The organism is Zoogloea sp. GDB6 (genome assembly GCF_056724105.1).
The window spans coordinates 2,963,916-2,987,207 of record NZ_CM161497.1 but is presented as its reverse complement, the minus strand read 5'-3'; the positions used below and the strand labels follow the sequence as shown (position 1 = coordinate 2,987,207).

General features: G+C 64.8%; 20 protein-coding genes. 11 read left to right on the top strand and 9 right to left on the bottom strand.

The annotated features are described in order from the left end of the window. Positions 1 to 3: 3 nt before the first annotated feature. From glcF to glcD, 3 genes are read right to left on the bottom strand one after another with little or no spacing between them, the layout of a single operon-like run. Entirely contained in the window at positions 4 to 1,227 is a 1,224-nt protein-coding gene (gene glcF / locus AC1PQG_RS13480; protein ID WP_481118371.1) for a glycolate oxidase subunit GlcF, read from the bottom strand. Positions 1,228 to 1,266: 39 nt separating this feature from the next. Further along, positions 1,267 to 2,334, bottom strand: coding sequence for a glycolate oxidase subunit GlcE (gene glcE / locus AC1PQG_RS13475; protein ID WP_481118370.1), 1,068 nt, complete (start codon positions 2,332 to 2,334; stop codon positions 1,267 to 1,269). After that, positions 2,334 to 3,833: a glycolate oxidase subunit GlcD gene (gene glcD, locus AC1PQG_RS13470; protein WP_481118369.1), complete on the bottom strand. Its 1,500-nt coding sequence runs from the start codon at positions 3,831 to 3,833 to the stop codon at positions 2,334 to 2,336. Before glcD ends, glcE begins: the two co-directional genes overlap by 1 nt. 222 nt (positions 3,834 to 4,055) lie before the next feature. Here glcD and glcC point away from each other — a divergent pair, with 222 nt between their 5' ends. After that, positions 4,056 to 4,871, top strand: coding sequence for a transcriptional regulator GlcC (glcC, locus tag AC1PQG_RS13465; RefSeq protein WP_481118368.1), 816 nt, complete (start codon positions 4,056 to 4,058; stop codon positions 4,869 to 4,871). 46 nt (positions 4,872 to 4,917) lie between these two features. Here glcC and AC1PQG_RS13460 read toward each other — a convergent pair whose 3' ends face one another. The 3 genes from AC1PQG_RS13460 to hemP all read right to left on the bottom strand — a co-directional run bounded on the left by AC1PQG_RS13460 (position 4,918) and on the right by hemP (position 6,458). After that, positions 4,918 to 5,571, bottom strand: coding sequence for a TetR family transcriptional regulator (locus AC1PQG_RS13460; protein WP_481118367.1), 654 nt, complete (start codon positions 5,569 to 5,571; stop codon positions 4,918 to 4,920). A gap of 178 nt (positions 5,572 to 5,749) precedes the next feature. Further along, positions 5,750 to 5,980: a (2Fe-2S)-binding protein gene (locus AC1PQG_RS13455; RefSeq protein WP_481118366.1), complete on the bottom strand. Its 231-nt coding sequence runs from the start codon at positions 5,978 to 5,980 to the stop codon at positions 5,750 to 5,752. Between the two features lie 202 nt (positions 5,981 to 6,182). Then, entirely contained in the window at positions 6,183 to 6,458 is a 276-nt protein-coding gene (gene hemP / locus AC1PQG_RS13450; protein WP_481118365.1) for a hemin uptake protein HemP, read from the bottom strand. 135 nt (positions 6,459 to 6,593) lie between these two features. Here hemP and AC1PQG_RS13445 point away from each other — a divergent pair, with 135 nt between their 5' ends. Continuing rightward, complete coding sequence (locus AC1PQG_RS13445) at positions 6,594 to 8,501, top strand: ATP-binding cassette domain-containing protein (RefSeq protein ID WP_481118364.1); 1,908 nt, start codon at positions 6,594 to 6,596, stop codon at positions 8,499 to 8,501. A gap of 6 nt (positions 8,502 to 8,507) precedes the next feature. Here the strand turns inward: AC1PQG_RS13445 and AC1PQG_RS13440 are convergent, their stop codons facing one another. Next, a complete protein-coding gene (locus AC1PQG_RS13440; RefSeq protein ID WP_481118363.1) occupies positions 8,508 to 9,395 on the bottom strand; it encodes an HDOD domain-containing protein in 888 nt (295 codons plus the stop codon). Between the two features lie 150 nt (positions 9,396 to 9,545). On the opposite strand from AC1PQG_RS13440, the gene AC1PQG_RS13435 reads away from it, so the two are divergent. From AC1PQG_RS13435 to AC1PQG_RS13415, 5 genes are all read left to right on the top strand, one after another. Beyond that, positions 9,546 to 10,553, top strand: a complete 1,008-nt coding sequence (locus tag AC1PQG_RS13435) for an oxidoreductase (protein ID WP_481118362.1) — start codon at positions 9,546 to 9,548, stop codon at positions 10,551 to 10,553. A 27-nt stretch (positions 10,554 to 10,580) separates the two neighbouring features. Beyond that, the gene (locus tag AC1PQG_RS13430) at positions 10,581 to 11,759 is read left to right on the top strand and encodes a GGDEF domain-containing response regulator (protein ID WP_481118361.1); all 1,179 of its coding nucleotides are present in this window, start codon (positions 10,581 to 10,583) and stop codon (positions 11,757 to 11,759) included. A gap of 84 nt (positions 11,760 to 11,843) precedes the next feature. Next, positions 11,844 to 13,739 carry a propionate--CoA ligase gene (locus AC1PQG_RS13425; RefSeq protein WP_481118360.1) on the top strand — a complete coding sequence of 632 codons (1,896 nt, stop codon included), beginning with the start codon at positions 11,844 to 11,846 and terminating at the stop codon, positions 13,737 to 13,739. 73 nt (positions 13,740 to 13,812) lie between these two features. Continuing rightward, entirely contained in the window at positions 13,813 to 14,208 is a 396-nt protein-coding gene (locus tag AC1PQG_RS13420) for a hypothetical protein (RefSeq protein ID WP_481118359.1), read from the top strand. Then, positions 14,205 to 15,203 carry a CapA family protein gene (locus AC1PQG_RS13415; protein WP_481118358.1) on the top strand — a complete coding sequence of 333 codons (999 nt, stop codon included), beginning with the start codon at positions 14,205 to 14,207 and terminating at the stop codon, positions 15,201 to 15,203. The genes AC1PQG_RS13420 and AC1PQG_RS13415 overlap by 4 nt, the downstream gene beginning before the upstream one ends. Here AC1PQG_RS13415 and moeA read toward each other — a convergent pair. Further along, entirely contained in the window at positions 15,200 to 16,447 is a 1,248-nt protein-coding gene (gene moeA, locus AC1PQG_RS13410; protein WP_481123005.1) for a molybdopterin molybdotransferase MoeA, read from the bottom strand. The genes AC1PQG_RS13415 and moeA overlap by 4 nt on opposite strands. A 114-nt stretch (positions 16,448 to 16,561) precedes the next feature. On the opposite strand from moeA, the gene AC1PQG_RS13405 reads away from it, so the two are divergent. Next, positions 16,562 to 16,720 carry a hypothetical protein gene (locus tag AC1PQG_RS13405; protein ID WP_481118357.1) on the top strand — a complete coding sequence of 53 codons (159 nt, stop codon included), beginning with the start codon at positions 16,562 to 16,564 and terminating at the stop codon, positions 16,718 to 16,720. A gap of 62 nt (positions 16,721 to 16,782) precedes the next feature. On the opposite strand, the gene AC1PQG_RS13400 is transcribed toward AC1PQG_RS13405, so the two are convergent. After that, positions 16,783 to 18,294: an efflux transporter outer membrane subunit gene (locus AC1PQG_RS13400; RefSeq protein WP_481118356.1), complete on the bottom strand. Its 1,512-nt coding sequence runs from the start codon at positions 18,292 to 18,294 to the stop codon at positions 16,783 to 16,785. 88 nt (positions 18,295 to 18,382) lie between these two features. Here AC1PQG_RS13400 and AC1PQG_RS13395 point away from each other — a divergent pair, with 88 nt between their 5' ends. The 3 genes from AC1PQG_RS13395 to AC1PQG_RS13385 all read left to right on the top strand — a co-directional run bounded on the left by AC1PQG_RS13395 (position 18,383) and on the right by AC1PQG_RS13385 (position 23,270). Continuing rightward, complete coding sequence (locus AC1PQG_RS13395) at positions 18,383 to 19,006, top strand: TetR/AcrR family transcriptional regulator (protein ID WP_481118355.1); 624 nt, start codon at positions 18,383 to 18,385, stop codon at positions 19,004 to 19,006. A gap of 83 nt (positions 19,007 to 19,089) precedes the next feature. Beyond that, complete coding sequence (locus AC1PQG_RS13390) at positions 19,090 to 20,205, top strand: efflux RND transporter periplasmic adaptor subunit (RefSeq protein ID WP_481118354.1); 1,116 nt, start codon at positions 19,090 to 19,092, stop codon at positions 20,203 to 20,205. After that, on the top strand, positions 20,202 to 23,270 hold the full coding sequence (locus AC1PQG_RS13385; protein ID WP_481118353.1) for an efflux RND transporter permease subunit: 3,069 nt from the start codon (positions 20,202 to 20,204) through the stop codon (positions 23,268 to 23,270). The genes AC1PQG_RS13390 and AC1PQG_RS13385 overlap by 4 nt, the downstream gene beginning before the upstream one ends. Positions 23,271 to 23,292 lie beyond the last annotated feature (22 nt).

Sequence of the window (23,292 nt, the reverse complement as noted above, 5' to 3'; positions counted from 1 at the left end):
GTCTTATTGGGAGGGCAGGGCGTCTTCGACGATCTCGATCCAGTGGCGGACCTCGGTGCGTCCGGCGCCGTCCAGATGCATCTGGCAGCCGATATTGGCGGTGGCGATCAGCTGGGGCTTGCCGCTTTCCAGTGCGTCCATCTTGCGGTCGCGCAGTTGGCGGGACAGTTCGGGCTGGGTGATCGAATAGGTGCCGGCGGAGCCGCAACACAGGTGGCCGTCGGGCACCGCGGTGAGCGCGAAGCCGACGCGCCGCAGTACAGCCTCCACGGCGCCGCCGAGCTTCTGGGCATGTTGCAACGTGCACGGGCAGTGGAAGGCGAGCCGCTTGTCGGCGCGGACGCCGAGCTTTTCCAGCGGTTCGCGGGCGAGCACTTCGACGAGATCCTTGGCCAGCGCGCTGATCCGCGCAGCCTTGTCCCGGTAGGCAGGATCGTCGCGCAGCAGGAAGCCGTATTCCTTGACGAAGGCGCCGCAGCCACTGGCGGTCTGCACGATCGCCTCGGCACCGCCTTCGATGGCCGGCCACCAGGCGTCGATGTTGCGGCGGGCACGGTCGAGGCCGGCTTCCTGAGCGTTGAGGTGGTAATCCACGGCGCCGCAGCAGCCCGCTTCCGGCGCGGGCTGGATGGAGATGCCCAGGCGGTCGAGGATGCGCGCCGCGGCGGCGTTGGTGTTGGGCGATACGCCGGGCTGCACGCAGCCTTCCAGCATCAGCACGACGCGGCTCTGCCGCGCGGCGGGGCGGGGCTTGGGGGCGTACTGATGGCGCGGCAGCTTGTCTGCCAGCGAGGCTGGCAGGAAGGCGCGTAGCGCCGAGCCGATACCGAGGGCGGTCTTGACGCGCCCCGGGTTGGGAACGATCGCACGCAACGCCAGATTGCGCAGGCGTTCGCCGGTGCTGCGCGGCACCAGTTCCTCGACGGCGGCACGGCCGATGTCGAGCAGCTTGTGGTACTGCACGCCCGACGGGCAGGTGGTTTCGCAGTTGCGGCAGGTGAGGCAGCGGTCCAGGTGGGTGCGGGTGCTCTCGCTGACCTCGCCGGTCTCGAACATCTGCTTCATCAGGTAGATGCGGCCGCGGGGGCCGTCCAGCTCGTTGCCGAGGAGCTGGTAGGTGGGGCAGGTGGCATTGCAGAAACCGCAGTGCACGCAGCTCCGCAGCACGCTTTCGGCCACTTCGGCCCCGTAGCGATGACGGGCCGCTTCGCTCAGGTTGGTTTGCATGGCGTATCTGGTCCGGAAATGGGGAAGGCGCGGTGGCGCTTACAGCCCGGTGTACATGCGGCCGGGGTTGAAGATGCCCTGTGGGTCGAGCTGGGCCTTGAGCTGACGGTGGTAGCGCATCAGCGCGTCGGGCAGCGGCGGCAGCGGGCCGTCGGTGACGCCGGGGGTGTAGCAATCAGCGTGGCCGCCGGCTGACTCAGCGAGGGCCCGCAGCTTCACGGCTTCGGCCGTCGACTTGAGCCACACCTGGGCGCCGCCCCAGTCGATCAGCGCGTCGCCCGGCAGATCGGCCGGCGTGCGGTTGTTGCCCACCGCCAAGCGCCACAGAGGGCGCGGGTCCTTGAAGAAGCCGAGCTGGTGGTTGCGCAGACTGTCCCAGAAATCCGCCGATACTTCTTCGCCGCCGAGCAGCGCGCGGGCGGCTTTCACGGAACTCTCGCCGCCTTCCAGACGCAGTAGCGTAGTGCCCCCGTCCTGGCAGGCGCCGCTGATCGGCAGGGACTGCTGGCCCCATTCGGCGAATTTGCGCAGGGCCCGCGGGCGATCCATCTCGAGGCGCAGCGTGAGGCTGGCGCGGGGCTTGGGCAGGACCTTGAAGGAGACTTCGGTGATCAGGCCCAGGCAGCCGAGGGTGCCGGTCATCAGGCGGGAAACATCGTAGCCGGCCACGTTCTTGATGACCTCGCCACCGAAGCGCAGGTGCTTGCCGTGGCCGGTGATGATGCGGCAGCCGAGCACGAAATCACGTACCGAGCCGACCCACGGACGGCGCGGGCCGGACAGGCCGGCTGCGACCATGCCGCCGACGGTGGCGCTGCCGGTGAAATCCGGCGCCTCGCAGGGGAGCATCTGGCCGGCGGCGTCGAGGGTGGCGTTGAGTTCGGCCAGCGGCGTGCCGGCGCGGGCGGTGATGACCAGTTCGGCGGGGTCGTAATTGACGATGCCCCGGTGGGCGCGAACGTCCAGCGGTACGCCATCAACCTTGCGGCCGTAGAAGGCCTTGCTGCCACCTCCAGTGATGGAGAGCGGCGTGCCGGCCGCCAGCGCCGCCTGGACTTGGGACAGCAGCGCGTCGCCCTGGTCGGCGTCGTGGGTGTGCTCGCTCATCAGAAACGCTCCAGTTCGGGGAAGGGCAGCTGGCCGTGGTGGATGTGCATCGCACCGAACTCGGCGCAGCGGTGCAGGGTCGGGATGTTCTTGCCGGGATTGAGGAGGCCGGCCGGATCGAAGGCGGCCTTCACGGCGTGGAAGAAGGTCAGCTCGTCGCTGTTGAATTGCACGCACATTTGGTTGATCTTCTCGCGGCCAACGCCGTGCTCGCCGGTGATGGTGCCGCCCACCGCCACGCACAGTTCGAGGATCTTGCCGCCGAGGGCTTCGGCCCGCTCGAATTCGCCAGGCTGGTTGGCATCGAAGAGGATCAGCGGGTGCATGTTGCCGTCGCCGGCATGGAACACGTTGGCGACCCGCAGGCCGTATTCGACGGACAGCTCGGCGGTGCCCTTCAGCACGGCCGGCAGCTGCTTGCGTGGGATGGTGCCGTCCATGCAGTAGTAGTCCGGCGACATGCGGCCGACGGCCGGGAAGGCGTTCTTGCGGCCTGCCCAGAACTTGATGCGCTCGGCTTCGTCCCGTGCCAGCTGCACGTCGGTGGCGCCGGCAGCGGTGAGCACCGTGCGCACGCGCTCGATATCGTCCTGCACGTCGGCCTCGACGCCGTCGAGTTCGCACAGCAGGATGGCTTCGGCATCCACCGGGTAGCCGGCGTGGATGAAGTCCTCGGCGGCCCGGATGGCCAGCTTGTCCATCATTTCGAGGCCGCCGGGGATGATGCCGGCGGAGATGATGTCAGCCACCGCCTTGCCGGCCTTTTCGATGGAATCGAAGCTGGCCATCAGCACACGGGCCACCTGCGGCTTGGGCAGCAGCTTGACGGTGACTTCGGTGACCACGCCGAGCAGGCCTTCGGAACCGGTGAATAGCGCCAGCAGGTCGAAGCCGGCGGCGTCCAGCGCGTCGGCGCCGAGGGTCACGCGTTCGCCTTCGATGGTCAGGGCTTCGACCTTCAGCAGGTTGTGCACGGTCAGCCCGTACTTGAGGCAGTGCACGCCGCCGGCGTTCTCGGCCACGTTGCCACCGATGGAGCAGGCGATCTGCGATGACGGATCCGGCGCGTAGTAGAGGCCGAAAGGCTCTGCGGCCTGGGAGATGGCCAGGTTGCGTACGCCGGGCTGGACGCGGGCGAAGCGGCCTTCAGGATTGACTTCTAGGATGCGGTTGAAGCGCGCCATCACCAGCAGCACGCCCTGTTCCAGCGGCAGCGCGCCGCCAGACAGGCCGGTGCCGGCACCGCGGGCGACCACCGGCACGTGCATACGGTGGCACAGCTTGAGCAGGGTTTCGACCTGGTCGAGGCGCTCGGGTAGTACGACCAGCAGCGGCGTGGTGCGATAAGCCGACAGGCCGTCGCACTCAAAGGGCTTGAGGTCTTCGCGGGTGTGCAGGATTTCCAGATCGGGCATGGCTGCGCGCATCGCGGCCATCAGTTCGGCGCGGTCCACGTGGTGGAGTTCGCCGTCGATCTTTTCGTCGTAGAGGATGTTCATGGCAGGTGGCCCTGAAGGTTCCGGTTCGGTTTTTGAGCACATTCGGGGCCGCGATATGGCCCGGCCTGGTGCTCGGGATGGGCGATACTAGGTTTCGAAGACACTGAAAACAAAGCACTTTTAAAGTGGTCGTACCAGTTTTTTCGAGTACATGTTTTCCCTTATTGAAAGATAAATTCTTTGAATTCAATGTGATCGGACAATCAGAGGAGACATGTAGCAGTGCCCGAATCAACTGGTCCGACCACTTTGAAAAAGCCCGCCAAGGACCCTTTTGAGGCGACCGAACGCAAGCAAGTAGCCGATGTGGTCGCCGAGCGGATCGAGCGGCTGATCATCGATGGGATTCTGAAAGTGGGAGAGGCGCTGCCGTCCGAGCGGCGCCTGTGCGAGAAGCTGGGTACGTCGCGGACGGCCCTGCGGGAGGGGCTGCGCGTGCTGCGCGGGCTGGGCATCATCGACACACAGCACGGGCGTGGGTCCTACGTGGCGCGCCTGTCCGCCGATCGGGACATGACGCCATTGATGCATCTGTTCAATTCCCAGCCGCGGACCTTGTATGACTTGCTGGAGGTGCGGGCGATCCTGGAGAGTGAGGCGGCGCGCCTGGCTGCCCAACGCGGGACGCCGGCGGATTTCCTGCGGATCCGGCGGCGCTACGAGGAGCTACAGAGCTTGCAGGCGCAGGGCGAAGGGGTGACGCTGGAGGAGCATGCCCGCGCCGACCACGCCTTCCATCGGGCGATCAACGATGCGTCGCACAATCCTGTGCTGGTGCACACGCTGCAGTCCTTGTCGGACCTGATGCTCAGCAGCGTGCTGGCGTCGGTGAGCAACCTTTACCACCGGCCCGCCCACAAGCGGGTGCTGGATCGCCACCACGAGCGGATCTACAGGGCGGTGATCGACAGGGATTCCGACAAGGCTTACCGGGTTGCCTGCGAGCACATCAACAGCTTGCGCGATACGTTTCTGGAGATCGAGCAGGAGGAGCAGCGCCTCGTACGGGCTTCGCTGCGGCTGGGGGCTGATCGTTAAGGATGCCTGTCCGCCGCTGTGCGTAGGACGCTTGCCGGCGCGGTAGTCAGGCTGCCTGTGGGGTCAGCAGTTCGCACAGCATGTCCACGTGGGTGTTTCGCGCCTCGCGGATCTGGATGGGGACTACGGCGGCTGAGGAGAGTTGCTGGAACAGTTGGTGAATGACTGGCGACACGATCAGCCAAGGGTGATGGACTACCGTGCTGTCCCGGCACAGGCCGCGTTCGACGCAGCGGCGCAGCAGGCTGCCCAGTTGCACGTGCAGGTTGTCCACGGTGTTCTGCCGCCACAGGGTCACGATGTCGGGCAGACGGTGGCCTTCGGTCAGCAGGAGGCGGGCGGTGGCGCGCAGTGTGGGGTCACCCAGATGGGTGTGAAGTTGGTCCACCAGTTGTTCGACCAGACTGCGGATGTCCGTGGAGGACTCGAGCAGCGCTTCGACGTCCAGGGCCGGGGCCGTCAGCGAGCGGCGCAGCAGCGCTTCGAAGACTGCGTCCTTGCCGGAAAAGTGGGCATAGAAGCCGCCCTTGGAAAGGCCCGCCCGGTTGGCGATGTCGTCGACGCGCGTAGCGCTATAGCCGTGAGCGGAAAACTCCGCCAAGGCTGCATCGAGGATCAGGGGGATTCGGGTGGCTGGGGTGAGGCGCTTGCGCGGTTGGCTGGCGCCGGTGTCGGTACTGGGTGTGATGCCGGTGGGCATGTCGCTGGGCCCGGATAAAATTTGATGGGCCCATAAAGATAACCGATGTCTCCCCTCGCGGCTACCCGATTTATGGATTCTGCCTAAAAACTTTTTGGTCGGCAGTGGGCGGAGGGAGGCGCCGAATGCAAATTGGCGCCTCTGGCCGGATAAACCAGACCGTGCGGCGAAACCGGGCTCAAGCGGCGATCAGCAATTGCGGGTAGGCTGAATCGGCAACACTGCTGCACACGGAGGCGCAGGCCTGTTCCACGGCGCCGTCAAGACACTGCTTGGCGCACTGGGCGCAACGTCCGCATTCCTCGGTCACGCCAAGTTGCTGCCGCAGGTCGCGCAGACGCCGCGCGCCGCCCTGGACAGCGGTTTCGATGTGCTTTTCAGTCACGGCACGACAGATGCAAACGTACATTGTCTTGTTTCCTTCACACCCGGATTGGGAACTGCTCAGACGATCGGATAAAGGCGCAGCACGAGGCTGGCTGCCGCGACACAGCCCGCGAGCCCGACGCAAAGGAGGGCTGCAAGGCCAGTGGCAGACAGCGGACGCTGGCCAGTGGGTTCGGTCCAGTGGCCGGGTAGGCCATCATGGTGGCGGAGTCGGGCGGAGGTCGTCATTTCGTCAGTATCAGTTTGCCGGCACGTGTGGCTCGAAGTGCATAAATCATGCCTTCGTGCTCGATGAACACGCAGTTGCGGTCGTTGAAGAGATCCTTGCTCCGGATCGGCACCTCGAACTGGCCTACATCGGCTTCGAGGGCTGCGTCGCAGGACGGATGCTGGGCCGGAGCGTTAAGGTTTTCCACTTGGATACGAATGCTAATGAGAACGGTTCCTATTAAATAGCTGAGAATTGTTTTCGTCAACAGGCTTGTGAAGAAAATCTGCATCACGCTGTTTCGGTGTTGCATCGTGGGCAGTGAACTTGGGGGCCGTGTGTCGTGGGCGTCGGCTGTTTCGGCGGCGGAAGGCGGCGGCGGGGTAGAATCCAGCCCCTTCCGCAGTCTTGATTACTTATTTGCACCATGCCGCTGATCACCCTCGATGATGCCTGCCTCGCCTTCGGCCACGTCGCCTTGCTCGACAAGGCCAGTTTCCAGCTCGACCCCGGCGAGCGGGTTGCGCTGATCGGACGCAACGGTAGCGGCAAGTCAAGCTTGCTGAAGGCGCTGGCCGGACAGGCCATGCTCGACGATGGTCGCTTGTGGCGGCAGCCGGGGGCTCGGATCGCCTATGTGCCGCAGGAAGCGGACTTTTCGCTCGAGCGCACGGTATTCGAGACGGTGGCGGATGGTCTCGGCGATGTGGCCCGCCTGCTGGTGGACTATCACGAGGCCATGCTGGCAGTGGCCGACGATGCCAGCGCAGCCAGGCTGGCGCGGCTGGAAGAGCTCCAGCACCGCGTCGAGGACGCCCAGGCCTGGCGCCTGGAGCAGCGCGTCGAACAGATCCTGGCCCAGCTCAAGCTGTCGGGCGAGGCGGTCGTCGGCAGCCTGTCCGGCGGCGGCATCAAGCGCGTGGCGCTGGCCCGCGCGCTGGTTGGCGAGCCGGAAATGCTGCTGCTCGACGAACCGACCAACCACCTGGATATCGACGGCATCCTGTGGCTCGAAGAGCTGATCCGCGATTTTCCGGGGGCGGTGGTGGTCATCACCCACGACCGGGTCTTCCTGAACCACGTGGCGACGCGCATCGTCGAGCTGGATCGCGGCATCCTGAGCAGCTTTCCCGGCCGCTTCAGCGATTACCAGGCGCGGAAGGCCGATCAGCTGGATGCGGAAGACAAGGCCAATGCCCGCTTCGACAAGCTGCTGGCGCAGGAAGAGGTGTGGATCCGCAAGGGCGTCGAGGCGCGACGGACCCGCAACGAAGGCCGTGTGCGGCGCCTGGAAGCCCTGCGCCGCGAGCGCAGTGCCCGCCGTGACCGTTTTGGCAACGTCAAGCTGGCGCTGGACCGTGGCGACAGCAGCGGCCAACTGGTGGCCGAGCTGACCCATGTGAACAAGCGTTTCGGCGAGCGGCAGATCGTCCGCGATTTCTCGACGCGCATCCTGCGCGGCGACCGCATCGGCCTGATCGGCCCCAACGGCGCCGGCAAGACCACGCTGCTGAAGTTGATCCTCGGCGAGCTCGAAGCGGACGAAGGCACGATCAAGCGCGGTACGCGCCAGACGGTGGCCTACTTCGATCAGCTGCGTGCGCAGCTCGACCCGGAGGCGCCGCTGACCGAAGTCATCAGCCCGGGCTCCGACTACGTGGAAATCGCCGGTCACCGGACCCACGTCATCGGTTACCTGGAGGACTTCCTGTTCTCGCCGCAGCGGGCCCGTTCGCCGGTCAAGTCCCTGTCCGGCGGTGAGCGCAACCGCCTGCTGCTGGCCCGCCTGTTCGCCCGTCCGGCCAACGTGCTGGTGCTCGACGAGCCGACCAACGACCTGGACATCGAAACCCTCGATCTGCTCGAAGACCTGCTGGCCCAGTATGACGGCACCGTCTTCCTGGTCAGCCACGACCGGGCCTTCCTCGACAACGTGGTGACGCAGGTGATCGCCGCGGAGGGCAATGGCAACTGGAAGGAATACGCCGGTGGTTATGAGGACTGGCTGCGCGTGCGCCCCGCGCCCGAAGTGGTCAAGCCCGCCGCCGCGCCCAAGCCTGTTCAGGCGAAGAAGGAAGAACCCAAGCCGCAGGCAGCGAAGCCGGTCAAACTGAGCTGGAAGGAACAGCGGGAACTGGAAGCCTTGCCGGACCGCATCGCGGCGCTGGAGGAGGAGCAGGGCACCATCCAGGCCCGCCTCAACGACCCCGCCACCTACCGGGACGCCCCGCAGGAAGTGCCGGCCCTCAACACCCGCCTGCAGGCGCTGGAAGGGGAGATCGAGGCGGCGATGTTGCGCTGGGAAGAACTGGAGTCGCGCGGCACCGGCAAGTAAGTCTGTTTAGAGGGGCGGCGGCATCGCCCCGAGAGGATCTCCGCCCGCGGCGAGCAGCGCTTCGACCGCTTCGTGGGGCACGGACAGCCGGCTGAGGAGTGTCTCGCGCTTGATGTGCAATAGCTCGGTGATCGCGCTGAGGTCGTCAGGAATAGCCGGGTCGTCCCAGCCTAGCGCAGTATGCCGGGCCAGGCTGTTGGCCAGTTGAACGGTACGCACGCGCGGATTCTCGATCTGCCGCTCGTCCAGCATGGACACCAGCAGTTCCGGCAGCCGCCAGTGATGGACCAGGGCCAGCTGCAGCTCCCGCGCAGAGAAGTTGAAGATCGACTTCTGGGCGGATGCGGAGCGCAGGCTCCGGTCGATGTGCTGCATCTCGTACACCTGATAGGTCAGCTTTGGCGCCAGACACCAGCACAGGATTTCGGTGCCCTCGGCGAGCAGCGCGGCGACGGTGATCTCGTCCACGTCCAGGTCGTGACGGACGATGGCCCAGTCGCGGGCGTAGCGGGCGGCCCGGCGGGCCCGGCTGATCACCTTGAGCACGCCGACGAGGGCCTTCGGATACGCCGCGAGCTGGTCCTCGATGGTCGGCAGATCGGAGAACTGGCGCAGGAAGGGCGAGATGCCCATCATCATGATCGCCCGCTCGACGGTGGTGATGTCGTGATTCTGCCGGGCGCGCCGGTTTTCCTCGAGGTGGATCAGGACGCGCAGCGTCATCATCGGATCGCTCAGCACCAGCGCGGCGACCGTGCGGCCGTTGATGTGATCCTCCCGGTCGCGCATCGTCTGCAGTTCCTTGACGGTGTGCTTGAGGACAGGCAGGGGCTGCTGGCTGAAGAACGCGATGTAGGCGTCCAGGGTCTCGAAAGGGACGTTGATCAGGGCCATGTCGGTGTTCCTGCGGGCGATGAATCCATTTACGGCATTTTGCGTGCGGTATTGAGGTGTGGCGCGGCTGGGCGTCAAGTTGGCAAGGCTATAATCGACCGATAACCAACATGAGGCGCCAGTCCGGTGTCCGGCAACGAGGAGAAACGCATGACCGCCACCCTTTCCCCCTTCAAAGCTTACGTGATCCGCCAGGACGAGAACCGCAAGGTTTCCGCCGCGATGGAGACGCTCGCCGCCGATGCGCTCGATGCAGGCGAGGTTCTAATCAAGGTGGCTTATTCCAGTGTTAACTACAAGGACGCTCTGGCCGCGACGGGCGCCGGCAAGATTATCCGTCGCTTCCCTTGCGTCGGCGGTATCGACCTGTCGGGTACGGTAGTGGAAAGCAGCGATCCACGCTTCAAGGCGGGTGACGAGGTCATTGCCACCAGTTTCGACATCGGTGTGGCCCACCACGGCGGCTACGCGGAATACGCGCGGATCCCGGCCGGCTGGGTCGTGCCGCTGCCCGCCGGCCTGAGCCTCTTCGAGGCGATGGCCCTCGGCACCGCCGGCTTCACGGCCGCGCTGGGCATCGTGCGCATGGAGGACAACGGTCTGCGTCCCGACAGCGGCCCGGTGATCGTTACCGGCGCCAGCGGCGGCGTCGGCGGCCTGGCCATCGACATGCTGGCCGGGCTCGGCTATCACGTGGTCGCGCTGACCGGCAAGGCGCATGAAGAGGCCTACCTCAAGGACCTCGGCGCCGCCGAGATCCGCCTGCGCGACACCATCGACCCGGCCAAGACGCGCTCCCTCGACGCTGGCCTGTGGGCTGGCGCGGTGGATAACGTGGGCGGTGACATCCTCACCTGGGTGCTGTCCACGATGAAGCAGGCCGGCACGGTGGCGAGCATCGGCAACGCCCAGAGCATCGCCCTCAACGCCACGGTGTTTCCGTTCATCCTGCGTGGGGTCAGCCTGCTCGGCGTGGATTCCGGCTACATCGGCTTCCCGACCCGCAGCACCGTCTGGCAGCGCCTGGCCTCCGACCTCAAGCCCCGCCACCTGGCCGGCATGACGCGCACGGTGCCTTTCGGCGACTTGCCCGGTGTCTTCGACGACTTCATCGCCGGACGGGTCAAGGGGCGCACGGTGATTGCCGTTAACCCCTGAAGATTCATTTACCCAGCGAGTCCCAGCATGAGCGACGACAGCGAGCAGACCCTGCCACGGGTCTTGATCATCGACGATTCCCGGATGGTGCGGGCTTCCATCATCCGGCACATAAGGGACCGCTTCGAGGTGCGCGAGGAGGTCGACGGGGAGGCTGGCTGGCAGACCCTGATGGTGGACCCGACCATTCAGGCCGTCATCACCGACATCGGCATGCCCAATCTTGACGGCTACGGCCTGCTCGAACGCATCCGCGGCTCGCGCATCTCGCGCATCAACACCTTGCCGGTAGTGGTGATCTCCGGCGACGACGAGCCCGACGTGCGCGTCCGCGCCAAGAGCGCGGGCGCCACCGACTTCATCTCCAAGAGTATCGGCAACGTGGAGCTGCTGGCCCGCCTGGAGGCACTGACCCAGCTCGCCCGTACCCAGCGGGACCTGGAAGAGAGCAGGGCGGCGCTGGCCAGCGCGAGCCCGGTGGATCCCAACTCCGGCCTGGCCACGCCGTCCTACCTCCATTACCACGCGGCGCAGGAGCTTTCGCTGGCCCAGCGCCGCCACGCCGACGTGTCGGTGATGGTCATCGAGATCGACCATTTCGATGCGCTGGTAGCCCGTTATGGCGCCCATGTGGCGCAGCTGGTCAATCGCAAGCTGTCGAAGATCCTCGCCACCAAGCTGCGCCAGGAAGACACCGTGGCCGAATTGGCGCCGGCGCGCTTCGCGGTGGTATCGCCGAGTACCAACATGGATGGGGCCTGTGCCTTCGCGATGCGTCTGCGGACGGCCTTCGACCATATCGTGATGACCTATCGGGAGGAGCGCATCCGCATCCAGATCACCATCGGTCTGGCCGCGACGACCCCCGGCGCAGTGCAGACTGTCAGCCATCTGATCGGCGTGGCGATGGAGCGCATCGCCAGCGGCCGTGCCGCCGGCGGCAACCGGGTGATCGGCGCCGACGGTGAAGTCACGCAGGACATGGTCGAGCAGTCCGTGCGTGCGCCGGTCAGCATCGACCAGCTCCTGGCACGCCTGCGCACCACCGGACTGGACGCCAGCCTGCGCAAACAACTTCCCGATGCCATACGGACGCTCTTACCGCTGCTGGAATTGATAGAATCCGAGCTTCCTTCCGGTCTGCCGCTGGCAGCCCTCGCCCGCGCCGCAGAAACCGGATCGAACGTGGAACAGAAAAACGACTAAGGGACAGACGCTGCAACAGGCGGACGTACTGCTCCCACAAATATGAAAATGGTTTGGACTATTCAAGAATAGGGAGAGGATCCGATGGCTACATACAAGGAATTTCACAAGCGCTCGATCGAAGACCGCAATGGCTTCTGGGGCGAACAGGCCGAGCTGGTGCACTGGAACAAGCAGCCCAGCCAGATCTACGATTTTTCCAACCCGCCGTTCGTCAAGTGGTTCGTCGGCGGTGAAACCAACCTCTGCTACAACGCCGTAGACCGTCACGCCGAGACCCATCCGGATCGCAAGGCGCTGGTCTTCATCTCCACCGAGACCGACCAGGAAAAGGTTTACACCTTCTCCGAGCTGCGCACCGAAGTCATGCGCATGGCGGCGATCTACCAGAGCCTCGGCGTCAAGAAGGGCGATCGCGTCCTGATCTACATGCCGATGATCGCCGAAGCCTGCTTCGCGATGCTGGCGTGCGCGCGTATCGGCGCGATCCATTCTGTGGTGTTCGGCGGCTTCGCCTCCCACTCCCTGGCAACCCGTATCGACGACGCCAAGCCGACCGTCATCGTGTCCGCCGACGCCGGCATGCGCGGTGGCCGCCCGGTTCCCTACAAGCACCTGCTCGACGAAGCCATCAGCCTGGCCGAGCACAAGCCCGCCAGCGTGCTGATGGTCAACCGTGGCCTCGACAAGGACATGGCCATCGTCGAAGGCCGTGACGTCGATTACGCCACCCTGCGCGAGCAGCACCTCAATGCCGAAGTGCCGGTGACCTGGCTGGAATCCTCCGAGCCCAGCTACATCCTGTATACCTCCGGCACCACCGGCAAGCCGAAGGGCGTGCAGCGCGACACCGGCGGCTACGCCGTGGCGCTGGCTGCGTCGATGAAGCACATCTACTGCGGCAACGCGGGCGAGACCTTCTTCTCCACCTCCGACATCGGCTGGGTGGTCGGCCACAGCTACATCATCTACGGCCCGCTGATCGCCGGTATGGCCACCGTGATGTACGAAGGCACGCCGCTGCGCCCCGACGCCGGCATCTGGTGGAAGATCTGCCAGGACCACGAAGTCACCGTGATGTTCAGCGCGCCAACCGCGATCCGCGTGCTCAAGAAGCAGGACCCGGCCTTCCTCAAGAAGTACGACCTCTCCAAGCTGCGCACCCTGTACTGCGCCGGCGAGCCGATGGACGAAACCTCCCACCAGTGGATGATGGACGAGCTGGGCATCCAGGTCATCGACCACTACTGGCAAACCGAAACCGGCTGGGCGATGCTGTCCCTGATGCCCGGCGTCGAGCACCACGAAGTGCAGCTCGGCTCCCCCGGCTTCCCGGTGTATGGCTACGACGTGCGCCTGTTCCGTGACGACGGTTCCGAGTGTGGCCCCAACGAAAAGGGCATCGTCGGTGTCGTGCCGCCGCTGCCGCCGGGCTGCCTGTCCACCGTGTGGGGTGACGACAAGCGTTTCGTGTCCACCTACTTCACGCTGTTCCAGGAGCCGCTGGTCTACTCCAGCTTCGACTGGGGCATCAAGGACGACGCCGGCTACTACAAGATCCTCGGTCGTACCGATGACGTGATCAACGTCGCCGGCCACCGCCTGGGTACCCGCGAGATCGAGGAAGCGGTGCAGTCCCATCCCGCCATCGCCGAAGTGGCGGTGGTTGGCGTGGCCGACCAGCTCAAGGGCCAGATGCCGATGGCCTTCGCGGTGGTCAAGGACCCGGCCTCCGTCGACACTCCGGAAAAGGTTGCCGAGCTCGAGAAGGCCGTCATGAAGATCGTCGACGGCAGCCTCGGCGCGATCGCCCGTCCGGCCCGTGTGCACTTCATCTCCGGTCTGCCCAAGACCCGTTCCGGCAAGATGCTGCGCCGTTCCATCCAGGCGCTGGCGGAAGGCCGCGATCCGGGTGATCTGACCACCATCGAGGATCCTTCCACCCTCGAACAGATCAAGGCGGCCCTGGGCGCGAAGTAAGCCTGGCCTGCAGTTGATCCATGAAGCCGACCGGTCATCAGCCGGTCGGCTTTTTTTCATCCACGGGTGCCCCATGCGTTTTCCGCTCATCCTGATGTTCGCTGCCGTGCCACAGCTGGCCCTCGCGGCGCCGCGCATCGTTTGCCATGCCGACTACGACGGCACGCCCCAGAACGTGTCATTCGAAGCTGCGAGCACGCCCTACAGCGTCGCACCGCGGCCGATCGACGACGATTTCCAGCTGCGCGTAGTCCTGCGTAACGAACCCGCCGACCTGGCCGGCGTGCGCATCCAGGTGTTCTGGAATCGCCAGAACGAGCCGGTGATGATCCAGGAAGCCCGCTATCCGTGGCCGCCGCGGTCGTTGGGGCGTCGCTACGGCTTCACCGGGCTGCAACGCATCTACGAGCCCTATCGTGACGGGGAACTGAGCTACTGGTGCGAAGTGACGAAGGAGAGCACGCGATGAGAACGTGGTTTGCATCCGCCGCCGTGCTGGCGGGCCTGTGCGGTGCGGCGCAGGGCGTGCAGGCGGAAGAGCTGCGCCTGCTGTTCGCCGGCGACATCATGCTCGCCGACGGCCCGGGCAAAGCCATCGCGGCGGGGCGCGATCCGCTCGCTGCGGTGGCGCCGCTGCTGGCCGGCGCGGACTACCGCATCGGCAACCTGGAATGTGCGGTGGCGAAGAGTGGCACTCCGATCGCCAACAAGCCCTACGTCTTCCGTGCCGAGCCGGACGTCGTGAAGGTGCTGAAAGGGCGCTTCGACGCCGTGGCGGTGGCCAACAACCACGCCGGCGATTTTGGCAAGGCGGCCTTCGTCGAGACGATGGATCACGTCGCGGCGGCGGGCATCGGCGTGGTCGGCGGCGGCCGCAATCTCGCCGAGGCGCACACGCCGCTGTGGATCGAGGCCAAGGGCCTGCGCATCGCGATCCTCGCCTACAACGAATTCAAGCCGCGCTCCTTCGAAGCCGGCGCCACCACGCCCGGCATCGCCTGGAGCGAGGACAGCGAGGTGATCTCGGACATCCGCGCCGCGAAGCGGGCCGGTGCCGATCTGGTGATCCCCTTCATGCACTGGGGCTGGGAATACGAGCCGGAGCCCGGCGAACGGCAACGCCGGCTTGCGCACAAGATGATCGACGCCGGCGCGGCGGCGGTCGTCGGCGGCCATCCGCATGTCACGCAGGGGGCGGAGATCTACAAGGGGCGGCCGATCATCTACAGCCTCGGCAACTTTGTCTTCGACGGCTTCGATTTCCCGGAAGCCCAGACCGGCTGGCTGCTGCAGTTCAGCGTGGATCGCCGCGGGGTACGGCGTTGGCACACGGTGGAGGCGCACATGGACGGCGAAGGCCTGCCCACGCTGGCGCCCGAGGCGCTGACCCCCTGCGGCGCGCGGGGCGACCGGCACGTGCGCCGCCAGTGCCGCAGCGGCGCAGAGCTGGCGGGAAAACTCTAAACGAGGCCGTCGAACAGCTGGACGTGGACCGCGTCGCCCGCCGCGACGTCGCCCTGGTTCTCGTCCAGCACGATGAAGCAGTTGGCCTCCGACATGGAGCGCAGGATGCCCGAGCCCTGCTTGCCGGCCGGGCGGACCTTCCACTCGCCGGCTTCCTCGAACAGGCGGCCGCGCAGGAACTCCCGGCGGTTCGCCAGCTTGCGGATCGCCTCGCTGCAGATCACGCGGGTCAGCGGGCGTTCGGGCAGCGGGTCGAGGCCGGCGATCTTCAGCAGCGCATCGACGACGAACTGGTAATAGGTGACCAGTACCGCCACCGGGTTGCCCGGCAAGCCGAACATCCAGGTGTCGCCGATGCGCCCGAAGGCCAGCGGGCGGCCGGGCTTGATGTCGATCTTCCAGAAGCTCACCTCGCCGAGGCGCTGCATCAGCGCGCGGATGAAGTCCGCCTCGCCGACCGACACGCCGCCGGTGGTCAGCACCACGTCGGCACAGGCGGCTGCGTTGCGGAAGGCGGTTTCGAGGGCCTCCGGCTGGTCCGGGACGACGCCCATGTCCACGATGTCGCAGCCCAGCTTGGCGAGGGCGCCGTACAGCGTGTAGCGGTTGGAGTCGTAGACCTCGCCCGGCGCCAGCGGCCGGCCGATGCTGGCCAACTCGTCGCCGGTGGAGAAGAAAGCCACCCGCAGGCGCCGATGGACGCTGACCTCGGCCAGCCCGAGGGACGCCACCAGCCCCAGCTCGGCCGGGCCGATGAGCTTGCCGCGGGGGAGGGCGACGGCGCCTTCGGCCAGATCCTCGCCAGCCCGCCGCACGTTCTGGCCGCAACGGATGCCGGGCGGTACGACGATCACGCTGCCGTCCCTCCGCGCGACCTCCTGCACGACGATGGTGTCGGCGCCGGCGGGCATCACGCCGCCGGTCATGATGCGCACCGCCTGGCCGGGGCCGACCAGGCCGGAAAACCCCCGCCCGGCCAGCGCGGTGCCGACCACCTGCAGCGTCACATCACCATCGGCCTCTAGATCGTCGGCGCGCACCGCGTAGCCGTCCATCGCCGAGTTGTCGTGGGCCGGCACATTGCACGGCGCTACCACGTCCTCGGCGAGGATGCGCCCGAGGGCGGCGCGGATCGCCACGCGCTCCCAGCCGGCCAGCGGCCCGATGCGACCGAGGATGATCCGCCGCGCCTCCGCGGCGCTGATCGACTTGCGGCCGTCGGCGCCGCTACAGCCTGCATCCATGTCCATCGCGCGTCTCCTGCTGGGGGCGGAGCGGGATTAATAGCACATCGGGTGGCTGCTTGACCATGAGGCGGCGCGCAGGGATTTTTTCATACGAAAAAAGCTCTTTTTCGTATGAAGGAAACGATTTTTCAGGTGACAAAAAGACCAAGCGGCGCCGCTGGACCGTTTTGTCACGTCACGAAATCTGTTGGTGGCGTGAAAAAATCATTATTCCGTGCCGCTGGAGAGTTCTTTGGCGTGAAGGATGATTTATGTCGTATGAAAATTTGAATATTTCATATGAAAAATAATTTTTTTCAGCCGGAGAAATGAATGGACGGCGCCACCGGGCCTCACTGTCGTGTGCCGGCCCAATCAGTCTGGCGCTCTCCGACACGGGCATTTGAGTTGGCTGCGAGCACTTTGGATTCGCCGGGCTTCCATCCTCCTCCAAGTGCCTTGAATGCAGCGACCGCTGCGCGTGCAGATTCTGTTTGCGCCTGTACTCGCGCATCGGAGGCTCGAAGGAGAACTTCGTCGGCCTGCAGCACTTCAATCAGACTGACCACCCCTTTCTTATAGGCTGCAAACGAAGCCGCGCGTGCGCGGGCGAGTGAGTCCACGCCTTTGGCAAGTGCTGTCGCCTGATCTTCCCGCTTTACCAAAGCTGAAAAGGCGTTTTCTACGTCCTCCGCGGCATGTAGCACGGCCAGACGATACGCAGCCAACATCTCGGCTTCCTGCCCCTTGGCCTGCTCGATCTGCGCATTGATGCGACCGAAATCGAACAGGCGCCAGCGCAGCCCGAGTACGCCAGCGGTTTGACTGGCGCCGCCAGTGAACAGATTGCCGCTGGACACCGATGTCGCGCTGCCAAGCAGTCCGCTCAGGGAGACCTTGGGGTAGTACTCGGCGATGGCGATACCTATACGGGCGTTCGTCGCGGCTAGGCGACGCTCCGCCACGATCAGATCAGGCCGCTGCCTGAGTAACTCGCTGGGCGATCCGGTGTCTGCGATTCTCGGTGCGACCGGGATGACGCCTGTTTCAACCAGTTCTCCTCCATGCGTCCCAGGCGGTGAACCCAACATGACATCGAGCGCATTCGTGGCTGCGTCCAGGCCCGTCTCAAGGGCAGGGACCGACGCCTGGACCTGGGCCAGCGCTCCTTCAGCCTGTCTGACTTGAAGTTCAGCCGCCAAGCCTTTCTCATGGAGGCGGTTGATCATGGAGAGCAGTTCCTGCTGTGTCAGAACCTGCTGTCGGGCAACCGCCAGGCGGGTCTGCAATCCACGTATGCTGATGTAGATGTCGGCGGTTTGCGCTGCCACTGCCAAGCGCGTAGCAACTGCTCCAGCTTCGGATGCCTGGTACTCGGCGAGTGCAGCTTCCTGTCCGCGGCGTAGCCCTCCGAACACATCCAGTTCCCAGCTTGCACCAAGATTGGTTTCGTAAGCGGTGCCATAGCGGTCGAACCCAGGGGTGGAGTTCAAAACCCGTCCCAACGGAGTTTCGACGGATTGATAGGCTCTGGAAGCCTGACTGGTAACGGTGCCGGACGGTACTAACGCAGCATTGGCGGCACCTAGCCCTGCGCGCGCCTGAGCGACCCGCGCCGTTGCCTGCGCCAGATCGAGGTTTTGCGCCAGCGCCAGCGTCACGAATCGGGTCAGTTGTGGATCGCCGAAGCCCGTCCACCACGCGGCAAGATCCGCATTGGCTGCAGCGGCTCTCTGTTCTACGGCGTGCTGTCCTTGGAAGCGCTCCAGCAAGGGCACATCAGGGCGAACGTAATCCGGGCCGACAGCACAGCCCGTCGATAAGCCGGCAACCAGGAGCGCTGCGAAGCTACGTTTCGGCAACATAGAGAATCATCCTCGAAAGATATTTGTGACTATATTACGAAGTGGTCACAAATTGTCCAGTGCTTTCAACCGGCGTAAGCTGCATGCTATGAAGAAAACAAGCTCATCCACTTATCCTGCTGCAACCCGAGGGCCAGCCGACCACGAGGTGCGAAACCAGATTGTTGCCGCGGCGACGGAGCATTTCAGCCGCTATGGTTACGAGAAAACGACGGTTTCTGACCTCGCCAAGGCTATCGGTTTCTCCAAGGCCTACATCTACAAGTTCTTCGAATCCAAGCAAGCCATCGGCGAGATGATCTGCGCAAACTGCTTGTGTCAGATCGAGACTGAGGTCAGTGCAGCAATTGCCGAGGCCGATCATCCGCCTGAGAAGCTGCGGCGGATGTTCAAGGCGGTTGTCGAAGCCAGTCTTCGCCTGTTTTTCCAGGATCGTAAGCTCTATGAGATCGCTGCATCGGCCGCTACCGAGCGATGGCAGGCCACGCGCGCTTACGAAGAACGCATCCAGAAGTTGCTCCAGGATATTTTGCTGGCGGGCCGTCAGAGCGGGGACTTCGAGCGCAAGACACCGTTGGACGAAACGACGATGGCGATTTACCTGGTCATGCGCCCCTACCTTAACCCGCTGCTCCTGCAATACAGCTTCGATTACACCGACCAGGCACCGGGCCAGTTATCCAGTCTGGTGCTGCGCAGTCTGTCGCCCTGAGCGCATGTTAGATTTGTGACTGTTGACGTAATTGGTCACTGGTACCAGAATGAAAGTCCTGAACATTTCACGAGGGGACTTTCATGCTCCGGCGTCGCATCGCTACAACTTCTGCCATTTGCGCATTGCCGTTTGCGTTGGTCGCTTGCGGTGAAACGACGCCAGCCGATCCGCGTACCGAAGCCCCCTTGGTGCGTGCCGCAATCGTCCAAGGGGCCACGTCTGCATCACGTTCATTCACGGGAACCGTAGCCGCTCGGGTACAAAGCGACCTCGGCTTTCGCGTCTCCGGCAAGGTGCTGGAGCGGCTCGTGGATGCAGGGCAAACCGTCAAGCGCGGCCAGCCCCTGATGCGCATCGATCCCGTCGATCTCAAGCTTGCTGCGCAGGCGCAGCAGGAGGCCGTCGTCGCCGCGCGGGCTCGGGCGCAACAGACCGCTGAAGATGAAGCACGCTACCGCGACCTGCGTGGAACCGGCGCCATATCCTCTTCGGCCTACGATCAGATCAAGGCCGCAGCAGATGCCGCCAAAGCCCAGCTCAGTGCCGCTGAGGCGCAGGCTGAAGTCGCCCGTAATGCGAGCCGCTATGCTGAATTGGTCGCAGACGGCGACGGGGTGGTCGTGGAAACGCTGGTCGAACCGGGCCAGGTCGTCAATGCGGGACAAGTCGTGGTGCGCCTGGCCCGCGCCGGACAGCGCGAGGCCGTTATCCAACTGCCAGAAACGCTTCGTCCTGCCCTTGGCTCGGTCGGACAAGCCTGCCTCTTCAGCAAGGAAGACCTTCGCGTTCCGGCCAGGCTCCGGCAACTCGCCAACTCCGCAGATCGACTTACGCGCACCTTCGAGGCGCGGTATGTGCTGGATGGCGAACTGTCAAACGCACCCCTGGGCACCACGGTCGTAATCCAGATACCGGACGGACATTCTTCAGGACAGGACAGTCTGTACGTGCCGATTGGTGCTTTGTTCGACGCGGGCAAAGGACCCGGGGTGTGGACCATCAATGGCGAGCCGGCAAAGGTGTCCTGGCGACCGGTCGCTGTTCAGCGCATGGATGACACCGGCGCCTACGTTGCGGGTCAGATCAAGCAGGGGGAACGGATCGTTGCGCTCGGCGCGCATCTGCTACGCGAAGGCGAGCAGGTTAGGGTGGCGGGTCTCGCCGTCGCCACTGGGGCTGAAGGAGCACGTCCGTGAGCGAGGGGCGTTTCAACCTGTCGGCGCTCGCGGTACGCGAACGCGCCATTACCCTGTTCCTGATCGTCCTGATCTCGGCCGCTGGCATTCTCGCGTTCTTCAAGCTTGGGCGTGCGGAAGACCCGCCATTCACGATCAAGCAGATGACGATCGTCACCGCCTGGCCGGGTGCGACGGCCAAGGAGATGCAGGACCAGATCGCCGAACCGCTGGAAAAGCGCATGCAGGAATTGCGCTGGTATGACCGCACGGAAACCTTCACCCGCCCCGGCCTGGCCTTCACCATGGTTTCGCTGCGTGACAGCGCACCGCCTGCGGAGGTCCAGGAGGAGTTCTACCAGGCCCGCAAGAAGATCAGCGACGAGGCCAAGAAGTTGCCTGCAGGCGTCATCGGTCCGATGGTCAACGACGAATATGCGGACGTGACCTTTGCGCTCTTCGCCCTCAAGGCCAAGGGCGAAGAGCAGAGACTGCTGGCGCGCGACGCGGAAGCGCTGCGCCAGCAACTACTGCATGTCGCCGGCGTCAAGAAGGTCAACATCATCGGCGAGCAGCCCGAACGCATCTTCGTGTCCTTCTCGCACGACCGCCTGGCGACGCTGGGGGTTGCGCCGCAGGATATCTTCGCCGCGCTCAACAGCCAGAACGTGCTGACGCCCGCCGGCTCGATCGAAACCAAGGGGCCGCAGGTCTTCGTGCGCGTCGATGGCGCTTTCGACACGCTGGAGAAGATCCGCCAGACCCCGATCGTTGCGCAGGGCCGCACGCTGAAGCTGTCGGATGTGGCGAGCGTCGAGCGGGGGTATGAAGATCCCGCCACCTTCCTGGTTCGCAACGGCGGCGAGCCGGCGCTGTTGCTCGGCGTCGTGATGCGCGACGACTGGAACGGGCTCGACCTGGGCAAGGCACTGGGGGCGGAAGTCACCAAGATCAACGCGGAACTCCCGCTGGGCATGACACTGACCAAGGTCACCGATCAGTCCGTCAACATCAGCTCGGCGGTGGACGAGTTCATGGTCAAGTTCTTCGTCGCCCTGCTGGTGGTGATGGTGGTGTGTTTCGTCAGCATGGGTTGGCACGTCGGGATTGTGGTGGCGGCAGCCGTACCGCTGACGCTGGCGGCGGTGTTCGTCATCATGGCGGCTACCGGCAAGAACTTCGACCGCATCACGCTGGGCTCGCTGATCCTGGCGCTGGGGCTGCTGGTGGATGACGCAATCATCGCCATCGAAATGATGGTGGTGAAGATGGAAGAAGGCTATGACCGCATCGCGGCCTCGGCCTATGCCTGGAGTCATACGGCGGCGCCCATGCTGTCCGGCACGCTGGTCACGGCCGTCGGCTTCATGCCCAATGGCTTCGCACGCTCCACGGCAGGCGAATACACCAGCAACATGTTCTGGATCGTCGGTATCGCACTCATCGCCTCCTGGGTGGTGGCGGTGATGTTTACGCCTTACCTCGGTGTGAAGCTCTTGCCCGAGTTCAAGAAAGTCGAGGGCGGTCACGAGGCGATCTACGACACGCCGCGCTACAACCGCTTCCGTCAGATATTGGTGCGCGTCATCGCCCGCAAGTGGATTGTTGCCGGTACCGTGATCGGCCTGTTCGTGACGGCGGTGCTGGGTATGGCCGTGGTCAAGAAGCAGTTCTTCCCGACCTCCGACCGGCCGGAAGTGCTGGTCGAGGTACAGATGCCCTACGGCAGCTCGATCGAGCAGACCAGCGCCGCGACGGCGAAGGTCGAAGCCTGGCTGGCCAAGCAGGAGGAAGCCAGGATCGTCACCGCCTACATCGGCCAGGGCGCACCGCGCTTCTTCCTGGCGATGGCACCTGAGCTGCCCGATCCGTCCTTCGCCAAGATCGTGGTGCTCGCCGGCAACGACAAGGAACGGGAAGCCCTCAAGTTCAGACTGCGTCAGGTGATAGCCGACGGCTTGGCGCCCGAGGCGCGGGTGCGTGTCACCCAGATCGTGTTCGGGCCTCCTTCGCCGTTTCCTGTGGCTTACCGCGTCATGGGGCCGGATCCGGACAAGTTGCGCGAGATCTCCGCTGAGGTCGAGGCCGTCCTGCACGCCAGCCCGATGATGCGCACCGTCAATACGGACTGGGGACCGCGTGTCCCGACCCTGCACTTCACCCTCGACCAGGATCGGCTCCAGGCGGTTGGGTTGAGTTCCAGTTCGGTAGCCTTGCAGTTGCAGTTCCTGCTGAGCGGGGCACCGCTGACGGAGGTGCGGGAGGATATCCGCTCGGTACAGGTCGTCGGTCGCTCTGCGGGCGATGCCCGTCTCGATCCCGCGAAGATCGCAGGCTTCACGCTGGTCGGTTCGGCGGGGCAACGCATCCCGCTGTCGCAGGTGGGCAAGGTCGAGGTGCGCATGGAAGACCCCATCCTGCGGCGGCGTGACCGCACGCCGACGATCACCGTGCGCGGCGACATCGCCGAAGGCTTGCAGCCGCCGGACGTGTTGACGGCCATGACCAAGCAGCTCCAGCCCGTCATGGACAAGCTGCCGAGCGGCTACCGCATCGTGGAGGCCGGCTCCATCGAAGAGTCGGGCAAGGCTTCGGTCGCCATGCTGCCGATCTTTCCCATCATGCTGGCCGCCACGCTGCTGATCATCATCCTGCAGGTCCGCTCGATCGCCGGAATGGTCATGGTCTTCCTGACCAGTCCGTTGGGACTGATCGGTGTGGTACCGACGCTGATCCTGTTCCAGCAGCCCTTCGGCATCAATGCGTTGGTTGGCTTGATCGCGCTGTCGGGCATCCTGATGCGCAACACGCTGATCCTGATCGGACAGATTCGTGAAAACGAGCGGGCGGGGCTGGACCCTTTCCGTGCGCTTGTCGAAGCGACCGTGCAGCGCGCGCGTCCGGTGATCCTGACTGCACTGGCGGCAATCCTCGCCTTCATCCCGCTGACCCATTCGGTGTTCTGGGGAACGCTGGCCTACACACTGATTGGCGGCACCTTTGCCGGGACGATCCTGACGCTCGTGTTCCTGCCGGCCGTGTATTCCATCTGGTTCAAGATCAGGCCCGCTCACTCGCACCACTGATCAGCGGTTGCCCCAGGCTCAC

Coding starts and splice junctions, on each gene's coding strand:
- glcF (WP_481118371.1), bottom strand. CDS start 1,227: ATGCAAACCAACCTGAGCGAAGCGGCCCGTCATCGCTACGGGGCCGAA.
- glcE (WP_481118370.1), bottom strand. CDS start 2,334: ATGAGCGAGCACACCCACGACGCCGACCAGGGCGACGCGCTGCTGTCC.
- glcD (WP_481118369.1), bottom strand. CDS start 3,833: ATGAACATCCTCTACGACGAAAAGATCGACGGCGAACTCCACCACGTG.
- AC1PQG_RS13460 (WP_481118367.1), bottom strand. CDS start 5,571: ATGCCCACCGGCATCACACCCAGTACCGACACCGGCGCCAGCCAACCG.
- AC1PQG_RS13455 (WP_481118366.1), bottom strand. CDS start 5,980: ATGTACGTTTGCATCTGTCGTGCCGTGACTGAAAAGCACATCGAAACC.
- hemP (WP_481118365.1), bottom strand. CDS start 6,458: ATGCAGATTTTCTTCACAAGCCTGTTGACGAAAACAATTCTCAGCTAT.
- AC1PQG_RS13445 (WP_481118364.1), top strand. CDS start 6,594: ATGCCGCTGATCACCCTCGATGATGCCTGCCTCGCCTTCGGCCACGTC.
- AC1PQG_RS13440 (WP_481118363.1), bottom strand. CDS start 9,395: ATGGCCCTGATCAACGTCCCTTTCGAGACCCTGGACGCCTACATCGCG.
- AC1PQG_RS13435 (WP_481118362.1), top strand. CDS start 9,546: ATGACCGCCACCCTTTCCCCCTTCAAAGCTTACGTGATCCGCCAGGAC.
- AC1PQG_RS13430 (WP_481118361.1), top strand. CDS start 10,581: ATGAGCGACGACAGCGAGCAGACCCTGCCACGGGTCTTGATCATCGAC.
- AC1PQG_RS13425 (WP_481118360.1), top strand. CDS start 11,844: ATGGCTACATACAAGGAATTTCACAAGCGCTCGATCGAAGACCGCAAT.
- AC1PQG_RS13420 (WP_481118359.1), top strand. CDS start 13,813: ATGCGTTTTCCGCTCATCCTGATGTTCGCTGCCGTGCCACAGCTGGCC.
- AC1PQG_RS13415 (WP_481118358.1), top strand. CDS start 14,205: ATGAGAACGTGGTTTGCATCCGCCGCCGTGCTGGCGGGCCTGTGCGGT.
- moeA (WP_481123005.1), bottom strand. CDS start 16,447: ATGGATGCAGGCTGTAGCGGCGCCGACGGCCGCAAGTCGATCAGCGCC.
- AC1PQG_RS13405 (WP_481118357.1), top strand. CDS start 16,562: ATGAAGGAAACGATTTTTCAGGTGACAAAAAGACCAAGCGGCGCCGCT.
- AC1PQG_RS13400 (WP_481118356.1), bottom strand. CDS start 18,294: ATGTTGCCGAAACGTAGCTTCGCAGCGCTCCTGGTTGCCGGCTTATCG.
- AC1PQG_RS13395 (WP_481118355.1), top strand. CDS start 18,383: ATGAAGAAAACAAGCTCATCCACTTATCCTGCTGCAACCCGAGGGCCA.
- AC1PQG_RS13390 (WP_481118354.1), top strand. CDS start 19,090: ATGCTCCGGCGTCGCATCGCTACAACTTCTGCCATTTGCGCATTGCCG.